This is a genomic window from Tepidamorphus sp. 3E244 (assembly GCF_046159835.1).
Classification (GTDB): Bacteria; Pseudomonadota; Alphaproteobacteria; order Rhizobiales; family Tepidamorphaceae; genus JACKJK01.
Genome location: NZ_JBJXCY010000001.1, coordinates 1,316,137 through 1,332,289, shown reverse-complemented (window position 1 = coordinate 1,332,289; position 16,153 = coordinate 1,316,137). Strand labels below are relative to the sequence as shown.

General features: G+C 63.1%; 11 protein-coding genes and 1 tRNA gene. 4 read left to right on the top strand and 8 right to left on the bottom strand.

Features of this window, described 5'->3' with window-relative positions:
- Positions 1-427: 427 nt before the first annotated feature.
- The 5 genes from clpX to ACKTEK_RS06265 form a co-directional block, all read right to left on the bottom strand.
- Entirely contained in the window at positions 428-1,693 is a 1,266-nt protein-coding gene (gene clpX, locus ACKTEK_RS06285; protein ID WP_409164380.1) for an ATP-dependent Clp protease ATP-binding subunit ClpX, read from the bottom strand.
- Between the two features lie 183 nt (positions 1,694-1,876).
- Positions 1,877-2,515 (bottom strand): ATP-dependent Clp protease proteolytic subunit, encoded by a 639-nt coding sequence (locus ACKTEK_RS06280; protein WP_409164379.1) that lies wholly within the window; start codon positions 2,513-2,515, stop codon positions 1,877-1,879.
- 206 nt (positions 2,516-2,721) lie between these two features.
- Complete coding sequence (gene tig / locus ACKTEK_RS06275; RefSeq protein WP_409164378.1) at positions 2,722-4,182, bottom strand: trigger factor; 1,461 nt, start codon at positions 4,180-4,182, stop codon at positions 2,722-2,724.
- An 83-nt stretch (positions 4,183-4,265) separates the two neighbouring features.
- Positions 4,266-4,350: transfer RNA gene (locus ACKTEK_RS06270), tRNA-Leu, on the bottom strand.
- A gap of 29 nt (positions 4,351-4,379) precedes the next feature.
- A complete protein-coding gene (locus ACKTEK_RS06265) occupies positions 4,380-5,852 on the bottom strand; it encodes an NAD(P)H-hydrate dehydratase (RefSeq protein WP_409164377.1) in 1,473 nt (490 codons plus the stop codon).
- A gap of 263 nt (positions 5,853-6,115) precedes the next feature.
- On the opposite strand from ACKTEK_RS06265, the gene ACKTEK_RS06260 reads away from it, so the two are divergent.
- Together ACKTEK_RS06260 and glnA are read left to right on the top strand one after the other, a co-directional pair.
- Entirely contained in the window at positions 6,116-6,454 is a 339-nt protein-coding gene (locus tag ACKTEK_RS06260; protein ID WP_409164376.1) for a P-II family nitrogen regulator, read from the top strand.
- An 81-nt stretch (positions 6,455-6,535) separates the two neighbouring features.
- Entirely contained in the window at positions 6,536-7,942 is a 1,407-nt protein-coding gene (gene glnA, locus ACKTEK_RS06255) for a type I glutamate--ammonia ligase (protein ID WP_409164375.1), read from the top strand.
- A 125-nt stretch (positions 7,943-8,067) separates the two neighbouring features.
- Here the strand turns inward: glnA and pyk are convergent, their stop codons facing one another.
- A complete protein-coding gene (pyk, locus tag ACKTEK_RS06250; RefSeq protein ID WP_409164374.1) occupies positions 8,068-9,489 on the bottom strand; it encodes a pyruvate kinase in 1,422 nt (473 codons plus the stop codon).
- A 22-nt stretch (positions 9,490-9,511) separates the two neighbouring features.
- Entirely contained in the window at positions 9,512-10,771 is a 1,260-nt protein-coding gene (locus ACKTEK_RS06245) for a glycerate kinase (RefSeq protein ID WP_409164373.1), read from the bottom strand.
- A 666-nt stretch (positions 10,772-11,437) separates the two neighbouring features.
- On the opposite strand from ACKTEK_RS06245, the gene parE reads away from it, so the two are divergent.
- On the top strand, positions 11,438-13,510 hold the full coding sequence (parE, locus tag ACKTEK_RS06240) for a DNA topoisomerase IV subunit B (RefSeq protein WP_409164372.1): 2,073 nt from the start codon (positions 11,438-11,440) through the stop codon (positions 13,508-13,510).
- Here parE and ACKTEK_RS06235 read toward each other — a convergent pair.
- Complete coding sequence (locus ACKTEK_RS06235; RefSeq protein WP_409164371.1) at positions 13,507-14,217, bottom strand: alpha/beta fold hydrolase; 711 nt, start codon at positions 14,215-14,217, stop codon at positions 13,507-13,509. The two genes, parE and ACKTEK_RS06235, sit on opposite strands and share 4 nt — an antisense overlap.
- A 372-nt stretch (positions 14,218-14,589) precedes the next feature.
- Here ACKTEK_RS06235 and ACKTEK_RS06230 point away from each other — a divergent pair, with 372 nt between their 5' ends.
- Positions 14,590-16,014, top strand: a complete 1,425-nt coding sequence (locus ACKTEK_RS06230; protein WP_409164370.1) for a DEAD/DEAH box helicase — start codon at positions 14,590-14,592, stop codon at positions 16,012-16,014.
- Positions 16,015-16,153: the final 139 nt, after the last annotated feature.

The window sequence follows — 16,153 nt, the reverse complement described above, 5'->3', positions numbered from 1 at the left end:
CCTTTCGGTTCGGCCGTTTCACCGGGGCCGTTACGCAACGCACGCCCGGCAGGAAACGCCAACTGTGATGGACCAGACCCGCTTGGCTCACGAGGTCGCACTGCCTTCGGGCGCGGGCCGCATCCCGACTCGAATCGATTGGCTTCAAGCCTAATCGCTACGTGTCACGCCGCATACCGGGTCATTCCCGCACAGCTTGAATTTCGAGTCTGATGGTTGCGAACCCGCAAAGATGAACTCAGATGCAGCGGGCCGATTGGGCTGGTCAAACGGGGCGACACGATGGCAGGCCAGGATGGCCGGGAACCATGACGCCCCGAACGTGGCCAGCCGTTTGCACGTCTGAATGCGTGCACGCGCCAGCCAGGTCCTTCAGGAGATGGATATTGCGATAGCCTTCGTCAAGGATCGGGGGAAACGAGCGCGATTACGCGCTCGTCTCGCGTGATTCCTTGCGATCGGCGTAGATATAGAGCGGAGAAGCCTTGCCCTCGACGACTTCGGGGCTGATGACGACCTCTTCCACGCCTTCAAGACCCGGCAGTTCGAACATGGTGTCGAGCAGGATGCCTTCCATGATGGAACGCAGACCGCGTGCGCCAGTGTTGCGGGCAATCGCCTTGCGCGCAATCGACTTGAGTGAATCGTCGGAAAACGACAGCCCGACCTCTTCCATTTCGAACAGGCGCTGGAACTGCTTCACCAGCGCGTTCTTCGGCTCGGTCAGGATCGTGACGAGCGCTTCCTCGTCGAGGTCCTCAAGGGTCGCGATGACCGGCAGACGACCGACGAATTCCGGAATGAGACCGAACTTCAGCAGGTCTTCCGGCTCCAGCTCCTGGAAGATCTCGCCGGTGCGGCGGGCTTCCTCGTCGCGCACTTCCGCCGCAAAGCCGATGGATGTGCCACGGCCACGCTGGGAGATGATCTTGTCGAGACCGGCAAACGCACCGCCGACGATGAACAGGATGTTCGTGGTGTCGACCTGCAGGAATTCCTGCTGCGGATGCTTGCGCCCGCCCTGCGGCGGCACGGAGGCGACGGTGCCTTCCATGATCTTCAGCAGGGCCTGCTGCACGCCCTCACCCGAGACGTCACGGGTTATGGAGGGGTTGTCGGACTTGCGCGAAATCTTGTCGACCTCGTCGATGTAGACGATGCCGCGCTGTGCGCGCTCGACATTGTAGTCGGCAGACTGCAGCAGCTTGAGAATGATGTTTTCGACATCCTCGCCCACGTAACCGGCTTCGGTCAGGGTCGTGGCGTCGGCCATGGTGAACGGCACGTCGAGAATGCGCGCCAGCGTCTGCGCCAGCAGCGTCTTGCCCGAACCGGTCGGGCCGACGAGCAGGATGTTGGACTTGGCAAGCTCCACGTCGGCGTTCTTTACCGCGTGGTTCAGACGCTTGTAGTGGTTGTGAACCGCGACCGAGAGGATGCGCTTGGCAAACTTCTGGCCGATCACGTAGTCGTCGAGCACCGTCATGATTTCCTGCGGCGTGGGCACGCCGTCGGACGACTTCACCAGCGAGGTCTTGTTCTCCTCGCGGATGATGTCCATGCACAGCTCAACGCATTCATCGCAGATGAAGACGGTCGGACCGGCAATAAGCTTGCGGACTTCGTGTTGGCTCTTTCCGCAGAACGAGCAGTACAGCGTGTTCTTGGAATCGCCACCCGACGTTTTGCTCATGTCGTATAACTCCGATAGCGCGAAAGACCGCGCCCTGTCCCCCGGCCCGAATGGGACCAATCCGTGCATGATGCGCGAGCGGCAGTGCCAAATGCAATCATGCTAGGGGTTTGAAGATCAAGATAGGATTAACACACCCCACCACAGCAGGCGAACGTGCCCAAACGGTGGCGGGGCGCGAAATCAGTCGTCCTTGGACTCTTCGGCCGAGGTCGGACGCTCGGTGATGACCTGATCGATGAGACCGAATTCGAGGGCTTCCTGTGCCGTCATGAAGTGGTCGCGGTCGAGAGTCTTCTCGATGGTTTCGTAGTCCTGGCCGGTGTGCTTCACGTAGATCTCGTTCAGCCGGCGCTTGATCTTGATGATGTCCTGGGCATGACGCTCGATGTCCGATGCCTGGCCCTGGAAGCCGCCGGAAGGCTGGTGCAGCATGACGCGGGCATTCGGTAGGGCGGAGCGCATGTCCTTGGCACCGGCGGTCAGCAGCAGCGAACCCATGGAAGCCGCCTGCCCGACGCACAGCGTCGCCACCGGCGGACGGATGAACTGCATCGTGTCGTACATCGCCAGGCCGGACGTCACCACGCCGCCGGGCGAGTTGATGTAGACGGAGATTTCCTTCTTCGGGTTTTCCGATTCCAGAAACAGCATCTGCGCCACGTAGAGCGAGGCCATGTGGTCCTCGACCGGGCCCGTTATGAAGACGATCCGCTCCTTCAGCAGCCGGGAATAGATGTCGAAAGCGCGCTCGCCCCGCGCGGTCTGTTCGACCACCATCGGGACCAGTGAATTCGTGTAGTACGAAGCGAGATCTTGCATGTTCTTCCTGTCCAGGTTCGGCCGGCCTTTCGTGAAAGCCGGCGCCTGCGGGCGCGTCGCGCCGCCAAAAGGCGCGCCACCCCGCCGACCGGCATGGCAATGCCGCCAGTTTCGCGCATCAAATGCGATTCGCCGGTGAAGGCATATAGGCATCGCCCGCCCGCAGTGAACAGGCGGTAAACCGAAAACCCGGACGCGAGGCTGACTTAAGCCTCGTCGGCGTCCTTTGCGGCTGCCTTTTTCTTGGCCGGCGCCTTCTTCTTGGCTGCGGGCTTCTTCTTTTTCTCCTCGCCATGATCGTGGTCATGGTCGTGATCATGATCATGGTCATGATCGTGGAAAAGCTCGTCGCGAGACACGGTCTTGTCGGTGACCTTGGCGCGCTCGATGATGTAGTCGACGACCTTCTCCTCAAAGAGCGGCGCGCGCACCTCGTTGATGGCGCCCGGCGTCTTCTGGAAGAATTCCCAGACCTGCTGTTCCTGGCCCGGGTACTGGCGCACGCGCTCGATCAGCGCGCGCTGCAATTCGTCGTCGGAGATCTGGATATCGGCATCCTTGCCGATCTCGGCAAGAAGCAGGCCGAGGCGAACGCGGCGGGCTGCGAGTTCCTGATATTCCTCGCGCGCCTTTTCCTCGGTGGTGTCTTCGTCCTCGAAGGTCTTGCCGGCACGCTCGAGGTCACCCTCGACCTGGCGCCAGATGCCTTCGAATTCGCGCTCCACCAGGCTGCCCGGCAGGTCGAACTTCACCGCCTCGTCGAGCGAATCAAGCAGCTGGCGCTTCATCAGTTCGCGGGTGCGGGCGTTCAGATCCTGGTCGATGCGCTCTCGCAGGGCTTCCTTCAGCTTGTCGAGGGACTCCATGCCGAGCGACTTGGCGAACTCGTCGTCGAGCGTGGTGTCCTTCGCCTCGGCGACCTCGTGAACGGTCACGTCGAAGGTGGCGTCCTTGCCGGCCAGGAATTCAGCCTGGTACTTCTCCGGGAAGGTGACCTTCACCTCGATTTCGTCACCAGCCTTGGCACCGATGACCTGCTCCTCGAAGCCGGGAATGAAGGTGTTGGAGCCGAGCACCAGCTGGGCGCCCTCTTCCGAACCGCCGGAGAACGCCTTGCCGTCAACCTTGCCGACATAGTCGATGGTCACCCGGTCGCCGTCCTGCGCCTTCGCCGTCTTGGCGCGCGGCTCGAAGGACTGGTTCTGCTCGACGATACGCCCCAGCGCCTCGTCGATATCCTCGTCGGAGGCTTCCGCCGTATTGCGCTCAAGCTCGATCTTGGCGAGGTCCGGCTTGTCGAATTCCGGAATGATCTCGAATTCCATGGTGTAGGACAGATCGGCCTTGCCGTTCATCACGGCTTCGATCTCGTCCTGGTTCTCGGAGAAATTGATTTCCGGCTGCACCGCGGGTCGCTCGCCACGGTCGGCGACGGCCTTCTCGGCGCTCTCGCGCACCTGCTCCTGGATGATCTCGGCCATCACGGAGCGTCCGTAGACCTTGCGCAGGTGGTCGGCCGGCACCTTGCCCGGACGGAAGCCCTTGAGACGGACCTGCTTGCTGAGAGTCTGGAGGCGGTCGGCGAGCTGCGAATTGAGCGAATCCGCGGGGATCACGACTTTCAGTTCGCGCTTCAGGCCTTCGTTGACGGTCTCGTTGATCTGCATGGGTCTCTCTTGAATCTGGCGGCGGCCGCCTGCGGCATATCGCGCAGCTCGCGTGTGGGTCTATCGGGTTGATGGTCCGGGCTTGGTGCGGGTGGAGGGACTTGAACCCCCACGCCTTGCGGCACGAGAACCTAAATCTCGCGTGTCTACCAATTCCACCACACCCGCTGGTTCGCTGGCGGCTTATATATATGCCGCTAGCAAAGGTCCAGTGAGGCGAGCGCTTCCGGTAGCATTTCCGGCAGATCCTCTGCAATGAGTCCCGGTCCGAACAGGTTGGCGGCCTGCCCGTGCAGGAAAACCGCTGCGCTAGCGGCGGCAAAGGTCTCTGTCCCGCGCGCCAGCAACCCGGCAATGATGCCCGCCAGGACGTCACCGGAGCCGGCGGTCGCCAGCGTCGGCGGGGCATTGGTGTTGATCGCGGCGCGTCCGTCAGGCATCGCAACGACGGTATCTGCGCCCTTCAGAACGATGCAGGCGCCCGAGATCGCAGCAGCAGCCCGGCCCCTCTCCAGCCGGGAACCATCCGGGTCGACATCTTCAAAGAGCCTGCGGAATTCGCCGTCATGCGGGGTGAGGACCGTGCGTTCCGGCAGAGCCATGAACCATGCCTCGCGGTCACGCGCCATGATCGTCAGCGCATCGGCATCCAGCACCAGCGCGCCACCGCGCTTCAAAATGGTGGCGCGGCAGCGTTCCAGCAGACGGGACGCATCACCATCTGTGCCGAGGCCCGGCCCCGCGACAACCGTGCCGATCTTCGCCTCGCGCACAGCGTCGCCAATCGTGCGCGCGTCCACCTGCTTGACCATGATGGCCGTCAGCTGGGCGGCGTTCTCTGCCACGGCGTCGCCCGGCGACAGGACCGTAACCAGCCCCGCGCCTGCCCGCAGCGCACCGCGTGCGGAAAGCCGCGCGGCTCCCGTTCGTGCCGCGCCACCGCTCAACACGCCGACAGCCCCGCGCTTATACTTGTGGGCATCGTTTTGTGGCCCGATCCAGCTTACGCGCCAGAGTTCGGGCAGGCCTTCGAAGGCTTGCGGGCTAATCTCGCTCAGAACGCTTGCCGGAATGCCAATGTCGATCACCTCGACCGGCCCCATCAGTCCGCGTGCCGGATAAAGACAGTGCGCGGGCTTCTTGCAAAAGAAGGTGACAGTGAGATCGGCCTTCGGCGCAAAGCCTCTCACCTGCCCTGTCGTTCCGTCGATGCCCGAGGGCACGTCAACGGCGACCACCGACACGGCGCTGCCTGCACAGCGCTCGAGCGCTTCGCGCGCCAGCCCGTCGAGATCGCGCGAAAGCCCTGCCCCGAACACCGCGTCGATCAGCCCCGCGCCATCGCAAATGGCTTCTTCAAATGGACTGACGTCTTCATCCCACTGGCGGGCCGCCCAGGCCGCATCGCCGGTGAGGTTCGCGATATCGCCCAGGCAGTGGACGCGCACGTCACAACCAGCGTCCGCGAGGTGCCGCGCAGCGATGAACCCGTCGCCGCCGTTGTTGCCACCGCCACACAGGACCGTCCATTTTCGAATTTCGGGAAAGGCTGCGAGCGCGGCTTCGGCAACGCCACACCCGGCCCGGGCCATCAGGTCAGTAGAAGACTCCCCCATCTCCACGGCGAGCGCGTCGGCGCGCCCCATCTCCTCGCAAGTCAGCAGTTCCAATCGCCCCTCCCCAAGGCCGCCCGATCCCACGCTTTCCGGGATCGCAACGCCGATTTGCACGTCGCAATGCTACTGAATTAGGCAATTGCCTACTTTTGCATCAGCTGCTTTCGCCCAAATGTGCGCCATTCGCCCAGCCCACGTCTTAACCGATTGTAAATGCTCGCGATTGCGGCCGTTGGCGGGGTTGGCACGCCACGTGCTTTATGCGTGACGGGGCGGGCGTCTGAATTCTGTCCGTCTTTGAGAAGGAACTTCGGTCTATGAAAAAAATCGAGGCAATCATCAAGCCGTTCAAGCTCGATGAGGTCAAGGAAGCGCTGCAGGACATTGGATTGCAGGGCATTACGGTTACCGAGGCGAAGGGGTTTGGGAGACAGAAGGGGCACACGGAGCTTTACCGTGGTGCTGAATATGTTGTCGACTTCCTGCCCAAGGTGAAGATCGAGGTGGTCTTGCAGGACAGCGAAATCGAGAAGGCCGTTGAAGCCATTCAGCAGTCGGCGCAGACCGGCCGCATCGGCGACGGCAAGATCTTCATCTCAACCGTCGACGAAGCCATTCGCATCCGCACGGGCGAACGCGGCACCGAGGCGATCTGACCCGGAAACCTGAACCTTCGCCGCCGCACGGCGGCAGCCAATCCACGGAAAACCAAAATTAAATCAAAGGGGTGTGCAAGTATGTCCGTTGAATCCGTAATGAAAATGATCAAGGAAAACGACGTCAAGTTCGTTGACCTTCGCTTCACCGACCCGCGCGGCAAGATGCAGCACGTCACGATGGACATGACCATCGTCGACGAAGAGATGTTCGCCGAAGGCGTCATGTTCGACGGTTCGTCCATCGCCGGCTGGAAGGCGATCAATGAATCCGACATGACCCTGATGCCGGTCACCGAGTCGGCCCACGTCGATCCGTTCTTCGCCCAGTCCACGCTGGCCGTGTTCTGCGACATTCTCGACCCGATCTCGGGCGAGGCCTACAACCGTGACCCGCGCACGACCGCTCTCAAGGCCGAGGCCTACGTGCAGCAGTCCGGCATCGGCGACACGGTTTATGTCGGCCCGGAAGCCGAGTTCTTCGTCTTCGACGATGTCCGCTTCTCGTCTTCGCCCTACAACACCGGCTTCCTGCTCGACTCCGTCGAACTGCCGTCGAACATGTACTCCGAGTATGAGACCGGCAACCTGGGCCACCGTCCGCGCACCAAGGGCGGCTACTTCCCGGTTCCGCCGATCGACAGCGCCCAGGACATGCGCTCCGAGATGCTCTCCGTCATGACCGCCATGGGCGTGACGGTTGAAAAGCAGCACCACGAAGTGGCTGCCGCCCAGCACGAGCTTGGCCTCAAGTTCGAGACGCTGACGAAAATCGCCGACACGATGCAGATCTACAAGTACGTCGTGCACCAGGTCGCCAACTCCTACGGCAAGTCCGCCACCTTCATGCCGAAGCCGGTCTACGGCGACAACGGCACGGGCATGCACTGCCACTTCTCGATCTGGAACAAGGGCGAGAACGTCATGGCCGGCAACCAGTATGCCGACCTGTCCGAGACCTGCCTGTACTTCATCGGCGGCGTCATCAAGCACGCGAAGGCCGTCAACGCCTTCACCAACCCGTCGACCAACTCCTACAAGCGTCTGGTTCCGGGCTTCGAGGCTCCGGTGCTGCTGGCCTACTCGGCCCGCAACCGTTCGGCCTCCTGCCGTATCCCGTACACGCCGTCCCCGAAGGGCAAGCGTGTCGAGGTCCGCTTCCCGGATCCCTCCGCGAACCCGTACCTGTGCTTCTCCGCGCTGCTGATGGCCGGCCTCGACGGCTTCAAGAACAAGCTGCATCCGGGCGATGCCATGGACAAGGATCTCTACGATCTGCCGCCGGAAGAGCTGAAGGAAATCCCGACCGTCTGCGCCAGCCTGCGCGAAGCACTCGACTCGCTCGATGCCGACCGTGACTTCCTGAAGGCCGGTGGCGTGTTCGATGACGACCAGATCGATGCCTACATCGACCTGAAGATGGAAGACGTCATCCGCTTCGAGCACACGCCGCACCCGGTCGAGTTCGACATGTACTACTCCGTCTAAGGGGTGGGGCGCGCCGGCGGGAAACCGCCGGCGCATTTACAACGACAAAACCCGGCTGGATCGCTCCAGCCGGGTTTTTTGTTTCTCGGTCGTATCGGCGTGCAGCCCGTCCGGGCCGCCCGCGCCTAGCTGTTGTAGATGCGTGCCACGCGCAGGTTGTTGGTCGTGCCCGACTGGCCGAACGGCACACCGGACAGGATGACGACCCGGTCGCCTTCCATGGCAAAGCCTTCCTTGCGGGCCTGGGCAATCGCTTCCTCGACCATCGCGTCGTAGCTGTCGACCAGGGCCGACTGCACCGAGTGCGCGCCCCACAGCATCGACATCTTTCGGGCGACCTCGAGTTCCGGCGTCAGCGCAATGATCGGCACGTTCGGCCGCTCGCGCGCCGCACGCACCGCGGTGGTGCCCGAAGAGGTGAAGGCGACGATGGCCTTGGCCTCCACGTTTTCGGCGACGAGGGCTGCGGCAGCAGCCATACCGTGCTCGACGGTGTGCTCGGTCTTCAGGTTCAGCGAATCCACGATGGCGCGGTAGCTGGCGCCCTTCTCGGTCGCCTCGATCACGCGGCTCATCATGGCGACCGCTTCCGCCGGGTACTTACCCGACGCCGATTCCGCCGAAAGCATCACCGCGTCCGCTCCGTCATAGATGGCGGTCGCGACGTCGGAGGCTTCGGCGCGCGTCGGGTTCGGTGCCTCGACCATGGATTCCAGCATCTGGGTCGCGATGATGACCGGCTTGCCGGCCTTGCGGCAGAGCTGAATCATCTCCTTCTGGCGCTCGGGCACGAACTCCAGCGGGATTTCCACGCCGAGATCGCCGCGCGCAACCATGATGCTGTCCGACAGCGCCACGATATCCTCAAGCTGTTCGAGCGCCTTGGGCTTCTCGATCTTGGAGCAGATGCCGACATCGCTGCCGACGAGGCGGCGGCCCTCGATGACGTCGGCTGCGCGCTGCACGAAGGAGAGCGCCACAAAGTCGACGCCGAGGCCAAGGCCGAATTTCAGGTCCTCGCGGTCCTTTTCGGTGATCGGCGACAGGTCGAGCAGCGTGTCAGGCAGGTTCACGCCCTTGCGGTCCGACATCGGCCCGCCGACGACCACGTCAGCCTCGATCCAGTCGGACCCGATGCCGTTTGCCTTCAGGCGAATGCGGCCATCGTTGACCAGCATCGTGTGGCCCGGCGCAATCGCATCGAAGACCTGCTTGTGCGGCAGCGGAATGGAATCGCGCTTGCCGTTGCCGCCTTCCAGCACGAAGCGCAGCTTCTCGCCGGCCTTCACGTGGTAGCCGCCATCATCGAGGGCACCGACGCGGATCTTGGGTCCCTGCAGGTCCTGCAGGACGCCGATCGGGCGGCCCTTCTTCTTTTCGAGGGCGCGCAGCGTGTCCATGCGCTTGGCATGGTCTTCCTGGCTGCCGTGGGAAAAGTTGAGGCGGAAGACGTCGACGCCGGCATCAAACAGCTTCTCGATCATCTCCGCATCGGAGCTGGCCGGGCCGAGTGTTGCGACAATCTTCGCGTTGCGTGTGCGTCTCATGGGTCTGGTTTCCAGTTCTGAATCAGTCGATCAGCGTTGCGCGGAAATCGTTGACATTGGTGAGTGTCGGGCCGGTGACGACGAGCGTACCGGCGGCCTCGAAGCAGGTGTATGCGTCATTGCTGTTCAGCAGGCCGCGCGGGTCCGCGCCGTTGGCCTCGGCCTGCTTCAGGGTCGAAGGCCCGCACCAGGCACCGGCATTGTCTTCCGAACCGTCGATGCCGTCGGTGTCGCAGGCAATGGTGTGGATGCCGCGCGCGCCGCCCAATTCCAGCGCATGGCCGAGCAGGTACTCGGTGTTACGCCCGCCCCTGCCCTTGCCGCGCACGGTGACGGTGGTTTCACCGCCCGACAGCAGCACGCAGCGACGGCCTTCGTCCTGCAACCGCTTGGCGAGCCGGGCATGTTCCACGCCGACGTCGCGCGCCTCGCCCTCAAGGTCATCGCCAAGCATCACCGGCTCAAGCCCGGCCTTGCGGACAACCTCGGCGGCAGCCTCCAGCGACTTGGCCGGCGTTGCCGCCATGCGGAAATCGCTGTTGGCGAAGATGGCATCGCCGGGCTTCGGCGTCTCGGCTTCGTCCCGCGCCAGCCAGTCGGTGACCGACTGCGGCACCTCGAAGCCATACTTGGCGAGAATTTCACGCGCCTGCGCGGTGGTGCTCGGGTCGGGAACGGTCGGGCCCGATGCGATCACGGCCGGATCGTCACCGGGCACATCGGAAATCGCGATGGTGAACATGCGCGCTGGAGCGGACGCCGCGGTCAGCCGCCCGCCCTTGATGCCGGAGAGGTGCTTGCGCACACAGTTCATCTCGCCGATCGGCGCGCCGCTGCGCAGCAGGCCGGTGTTGACCGCCTGCTTGTCGGCAAGCGTCAGGCCGGCTGCCGGTTTGGTCAGCAGCGCGGAGCCGCCACCGGAAATGAGCGCGATGACGAGATCGTCCTCGCTGAGGCCCGAGACGAGTTCGAGGATGTCGCAGGCAGCGGACAGCCCGGCCTTGTCGGGAACCGGATGCGCAGCCTCGACGATCTTAATGGAGCTGCAATTCACCGCATGGCCGTAACGCGTCACCACGAGGCCGGTCAGCGGGCCTTCCCAGGCGGCTTCGAGCGCGCGCGCCATGGCGGCCGACGCCTTGCCCGCACCGACGACAATGGTGCGCCCGCGCGGAGGCTTGGGCAGGTTCTGCGCGATGATCTTTTCGGGAAGCGCGGCACCCACGGCTGCATCGAGCAGCTCGCGCAGGAACGCTTCAGGGTGCGCTGATGGTTCTGACATTACGTTGGGGCCGCTCGGCATAAACTGAAATGGAAACCGGCGGATAGTAACTCAAGCCGGCTGCGGGCGGCGAGAGTGAGGCGCGATTCAGGCTGCCGCAAACACCGCGACAAGCAGAATAACAGCTATTCCGGATGGAATACGAAGCGCCCACGCCCAAGCAAAAAGGCTTGGGATTCCGGCACTTTGGCGAAACGTGTGGCGAAGTGCCATGGCCGGATACTGCCTCGTGGTGAGGAGACTACTCAACGTCAGTACAAACAGAGCCCTACGCACGGGAAAGCGTGAATTACGCCAATACTCAGATACGCCACGCTCCCGAAAAGCTCTGATCAGGACTATGGCAGCGAGCTTGTAAAACGATCGTTACCAACCGGTCATGTGGGTGACATTTCTTTCGAGGAGACTCGAAATCGTCCGCGGGAGAGGTTCTGCCCGCCGCACGCCCGTTCCGCGGACACTGGTTTCGGCACTCCCCTCACCGCGTTCCCCCGAAGCGGCCCGAGTGCCGGGCCACAGTCGTACCGATCTGGAGCCGCAGGCGTTTCGCGTTGCTGCGGCTCTTTTTTTGTGTGTGCGCAGCATCGGTCGCCTTGCCGCCACGCTCATGGCACTATTTGTTTCGATTCGATTTCCCCACGCATTCCGCCGCAGGTTGAAGCCGCCATGAGCGATTCCGACGATCTCTTCGCTGCTCTGGACAACAGCGTTTCCCAGCTGAAAACCGTCGCCAAGGGCGCCGCGCGCAAGGTCGAGAAGGCCAAGCCCGCCGAGCGCCAGCTTGCCGCCACCGGGACCGGGGGCGCGGAAGACGCCTATACCGCCGCCGACATCGAGGTGCTCGAAGGCCTTGAGCCGGTGCGCCGCCGGCCCGGCATGTATATCGGCGGGACAGACGAGAAGGCGCTGCACCACCTTTTTGCCGAAGTGATCGACAACGCGATGGACGAAGCCGTGGCCGGCCATGCCAGCGTGATCGAGGTGAACCTCGATGCCGAAAACTACCTGACCGTGACCGACAACGGGCGCGGCATCCCCGTCGACCCGCACCCCAAGTACAAGAACCGCTCGGCGCTGGAGGTGATCCTCACAACGCTGCACGCTGGCGGGAAGTTCGACAGCAAGGTCTACGAGACCTCCGGCGGCCTGCACGGCGTTGGCGTGTCTGTCGTCAACGCGTTGTCCGACGACCTGGAGGTCGAGGTCGCGCGCGGGCGCAAGCTCTACCGTCAATATTATTCCAAGGGCAGTCCGACGGGCGCGCTGGAGTCGCTCGGTGATGTCATGAACCGGCGCGGCACGAAGATCCGCTTCCATCCGGACGCCGAAATCTTCGGCAAGGGTGCCGCCTTCAAGCCCGCGCGCCTGTTCCGCATGGCGCGTTCCAAGGCCTACCTGTTCGGCGGTGTCGAGATCCGCTGGAGCTGTGACCCCTCGCTGGTGGCAGGCACAGAAATCCCTGCGCAGGAGACCTTCAAGTTCCCCGACGGGCTGAAGGACTACCTCGAAAGCGAAGTCGGCAAGGCAGCCCGCGTCACCGACGACTTGTTCTTCGGCAAGAGCGAGAAACTCGATGGCGGCGGGCGCGCCGAATGGGCGATCTGCTGGTTCGGCGGGCGCGACGGTTTCGTCAATTCCTACTGCAACACGGTTCCCACGCCGGAAGGTGGCACGCACGTCGCTGGCTTGCGGCTGGCGCTGCTGAAGGGCCTCAAGGCGTTCGGCGAGCTCACTAACAACAAGAAGCTGAACGTCATCACCAGCGATGACGTGCTGGCGTCTGCCGGCATCATGCTGTCTGTCTTCGTGCGCGAACCAGAGTTCCAGGGCCAGACCAAGGAACGGCTGACCACGCAGGAAGCCTCGCGCATCGTCGAAAATGCCGTGCGCGACGCCTTCGACCACTGGCTCGCCGCGCGCCCGCAACAGGCAACCAGGCTGCTGGAATGGGTGATCGACCGCGCCGAGGAACGCCTGCGCCGCCGCCAGGAGCGCGAAACCCAGCGCAAGACCGCGACTCGCAAGCTGCGCCTGCCCGGCAAGCTGTCTGACTGCTCCGCCAATTCCCGAGAAGGCACCGAACTCTTTATAGTTGAAGGCGACTCCGCCGGCGGCTCCGCCAAGCAGGCGCGCGCCCGTGCCACGCAGGCGGTGCTGCCGCTGCGCGGCAAGATCCTGAACGTGGCGAGCGCCGGACGCGACAAGCTGAACGCCAACCAGCAGCTGTCAGACCTCGTGCAGGCGCTCGGCTGCGGCACCGGGTCCGCTTACCGCGACGACGACCTGCGCTACGAGCGCATCATCATCATGACGGACGCCGACGTGGACGGCGCGCACATCGCGTCCCTGCTCATCACCTATTTCTACAAGCTGATGCCGCAGCTCATCGACAACGGTCACCTGTTCCTTGCCGTGCCGCCGCTTTACCGCATCAGCCAGGGCGGCAAGACGCTCTATGCGCGCGACGACATGCACAAGGACGAGCTGATGAGCTCGGAATTCAACGGGCGTGGAAAGATCGAGATCGGACGCTTCAAGGGCCTCGGCGAGATGATGCCGCACCAGCTCAAGGAAACGACGATGGACCCGAAGAAGCGTACGCTTCTGCGTGTCGAGATCACCGCCGAAGACGTCGAGAAGACCCGCGATTCCGTGTCCGAACTGATGGGAACGAACTCGGACGCGCGCTTCCGTTTCATCCAGGATCGTGCCGAATTCGCCGAAGAACTCGACGTCTAGGAATCCTGCGATTCGATTTCGCGCAGAAATTCGTTCAAAATCTCGCTGAGCGCTTCAGGCTGCTCCAGCGTCGAAAGGTGCCCGCTGGCCGGTACCGTCTCGATCCTTGCGTGCGGCACGCACGTCACCATTTCGCGCGCGAGCTTGGGCGGCGTCAGCGTATCGTCTTCGCCGCAAACGATGAGCGTCGGGCAGTTCACCGCGCGTAACGTATCGAACGCCTCCCCACGCTCCATGATGGCCTCCTGCTGGCGTGCGAAGGCATCGACGCCGGTGTCATGGGCCATCTTTCGAACGAGGCTGACGAGCGCTTCGTCCGACTGTCGGGCTTTCGCAATCAACACCGGCAACAGCTGGTCGAGAACAGCATCGAGACCCTCGGCACGGGCGCGTTCCACCAGGTCGCGCCGCGTCTGTTTCTGGTGGTCGCGGTCAGCGCGCGCGCTCGTGTCCATCAGCACCAGCCCGGTCACCCGCTCGGGTGCCTGCCGCATGACTTCAAGCGTCACGTAGCCACCCATGGACAGCCCGACCAGTGTGAATCGATCCGGCGCACCTTCCAGAAACCGCGCCGCGATCTTCTCCATCGTCGCGTCCTGCGTGTGATTGGCGATGGTGGCCTCCCAGCCCTGCGGCAGTGCCTCCACTTGCGGCGCGAAGAGGTCGGCGGTGCAAAGCAGGCCGGGAACGAAGACGATCTGGGGCATGGGTGAAGGCTTTCGAGATGTCAAAGTGTCATTGTGAATGGCGCGGATGTCGCTTTTGGAGCAAGATTGCACGTGAAATGGGTCTATTGCCGTAGTTTAATTTGACTCCGCAAACCGTTCTCCATATGTCCTAGCGCGAGATACGGCCTGCGGAACGCGCAAGTGACCCTATGTTTGAAGGTCGCGTTCACCCGGCAGGCCACTGTGCTGCCGCGTAGATGGCAGCGGCTCACCAATAACCAAGTTTTGCGACTTCGGGCGAAACGCGGACGCGTTCGTGATTATTGCTTCCGGAAAGCGCGAGACCTGTTCGATTGACCGGGCGGAACGGGTCCCCCGGCAACACCACCAGACCGAAACGAAAAGAACTACATGGCATTTTCCGACCTTGGCCTCAGCGAGCGCGTGCTCGAAGCGGTGACGCAATCCGGCTATACCGAGCCCACGCCCATTCAGGCGCAGGCGATCCCTGAGGTGCTGGCAAAGCGCGACGTCATTGGCATCGCGCAGACCGGCACCGGCAAGACGGCCTCTTTCGTGCTGCCGATGCTGACGCGCCTTGAATCCGGCCGCGCACGTGCGCGCATGCCGCGCACGCTCATTGTTGAGCCGACGCGCGAACTCGCCGCGCAGGTTGAACAGAACTTCGACAAGTACGGCGTAAATCACAAACTCACCGTTGCCCTGCTGATCGGCGGCGTCTCATTCGATGAACAGGAGAAGAAGCTGGATCGTGGCGCAGATGTTCTCATCGCCACGCCAGGCCGCCTGCTCGACCATTTCGGGCGCGGCAAGCTGCTGCTGACCGGTGTCGAGATCCTCGTCATCGACGAGGCCGACCGCATGCTCGACATGGGCTTCATCCCCGACATCGAGCGCATTTGCTCGCTGGTTCCCGCCCGCCGCCAGACGCTGTTCTTCTCGGCCACCATGGCGCCGGAAATCTCCCGACTGACGGAACAGTTCCTGCGCGATCCGGTCCGTATCGAGACCTCACGTCCTGCTTCGGCGGCAGAAAACGTCAAACAGTGGGTCGTTGCCACCAGTGCGACACCCAAGGACAAGCGCGCCGTGTTGCGCGACCAGATCCGGGGCGCGGAAGGCCTGTCGAACGCGATCGTCTTCTGCAATCGCAAGCGCGACGTCGCCACCCTGCACAATTCGCTCAAGCGCCACGGCTTCACGGCCGGCGCGCTGCATGGCGACATGGACCAGCACCAGCGCATGGCGATGCTGGAGAGCTTCCGCTCCGGCGAGACGCCGATCCTGGTTGCCAGCGATGTGGCCGCGCGCGGTCTCGACATCCCGAAGGTCAGCCACGTCTTCAATTACGACCTGCCCGTCAACGCCGACGATTACGTTCACCGCATCGGCCGCACCGGCCGGGCCGGGCGCAGCGGTGTCGCCATCGCTCTGTGCACGCCGGCCGACAAGCAAGCGCTCGATCGCATCGAAAAGCTCATCGGAACGTCCATCGAAAAGCAGAATGCCGACGCCTTCTCCGGCAGCGATGATTCCGAGCAGGATTCGGCGCCCCGCCGCTCGCGTCGTTCACGCAAGGGCAAGTCTTCCGATCGTCAGCCGGCGAAGGAAGAGCCTCGCCAGGAGGCAAAAAAGCCCGATCACGCGTCTGTGAAGAGCGCAGATGTGGAAGAGGGTAAACAATCCGGGGAAAAGCCCGCACCGCGCAAAAACCGCAAAAACGAGCCGGAAAGGGAACTTGCCGCCACGGCATTTGGCAACGAGGACTTCGTGCCTGCCTTCATGTTGCGTCAAACCCGCTTCGCCCGCTCCTGATTGCCACCGGTGCCGCACGCCTTCCCATACGTCACTTAACCCATCGTTAAGTGGATCAGCGGTACTTTTCCGGTCAAACGGACAGAGATTCCGTCAGAAGGGGCCGCAAGCTATGGCGAACACTCCGGATAGAGCCGAG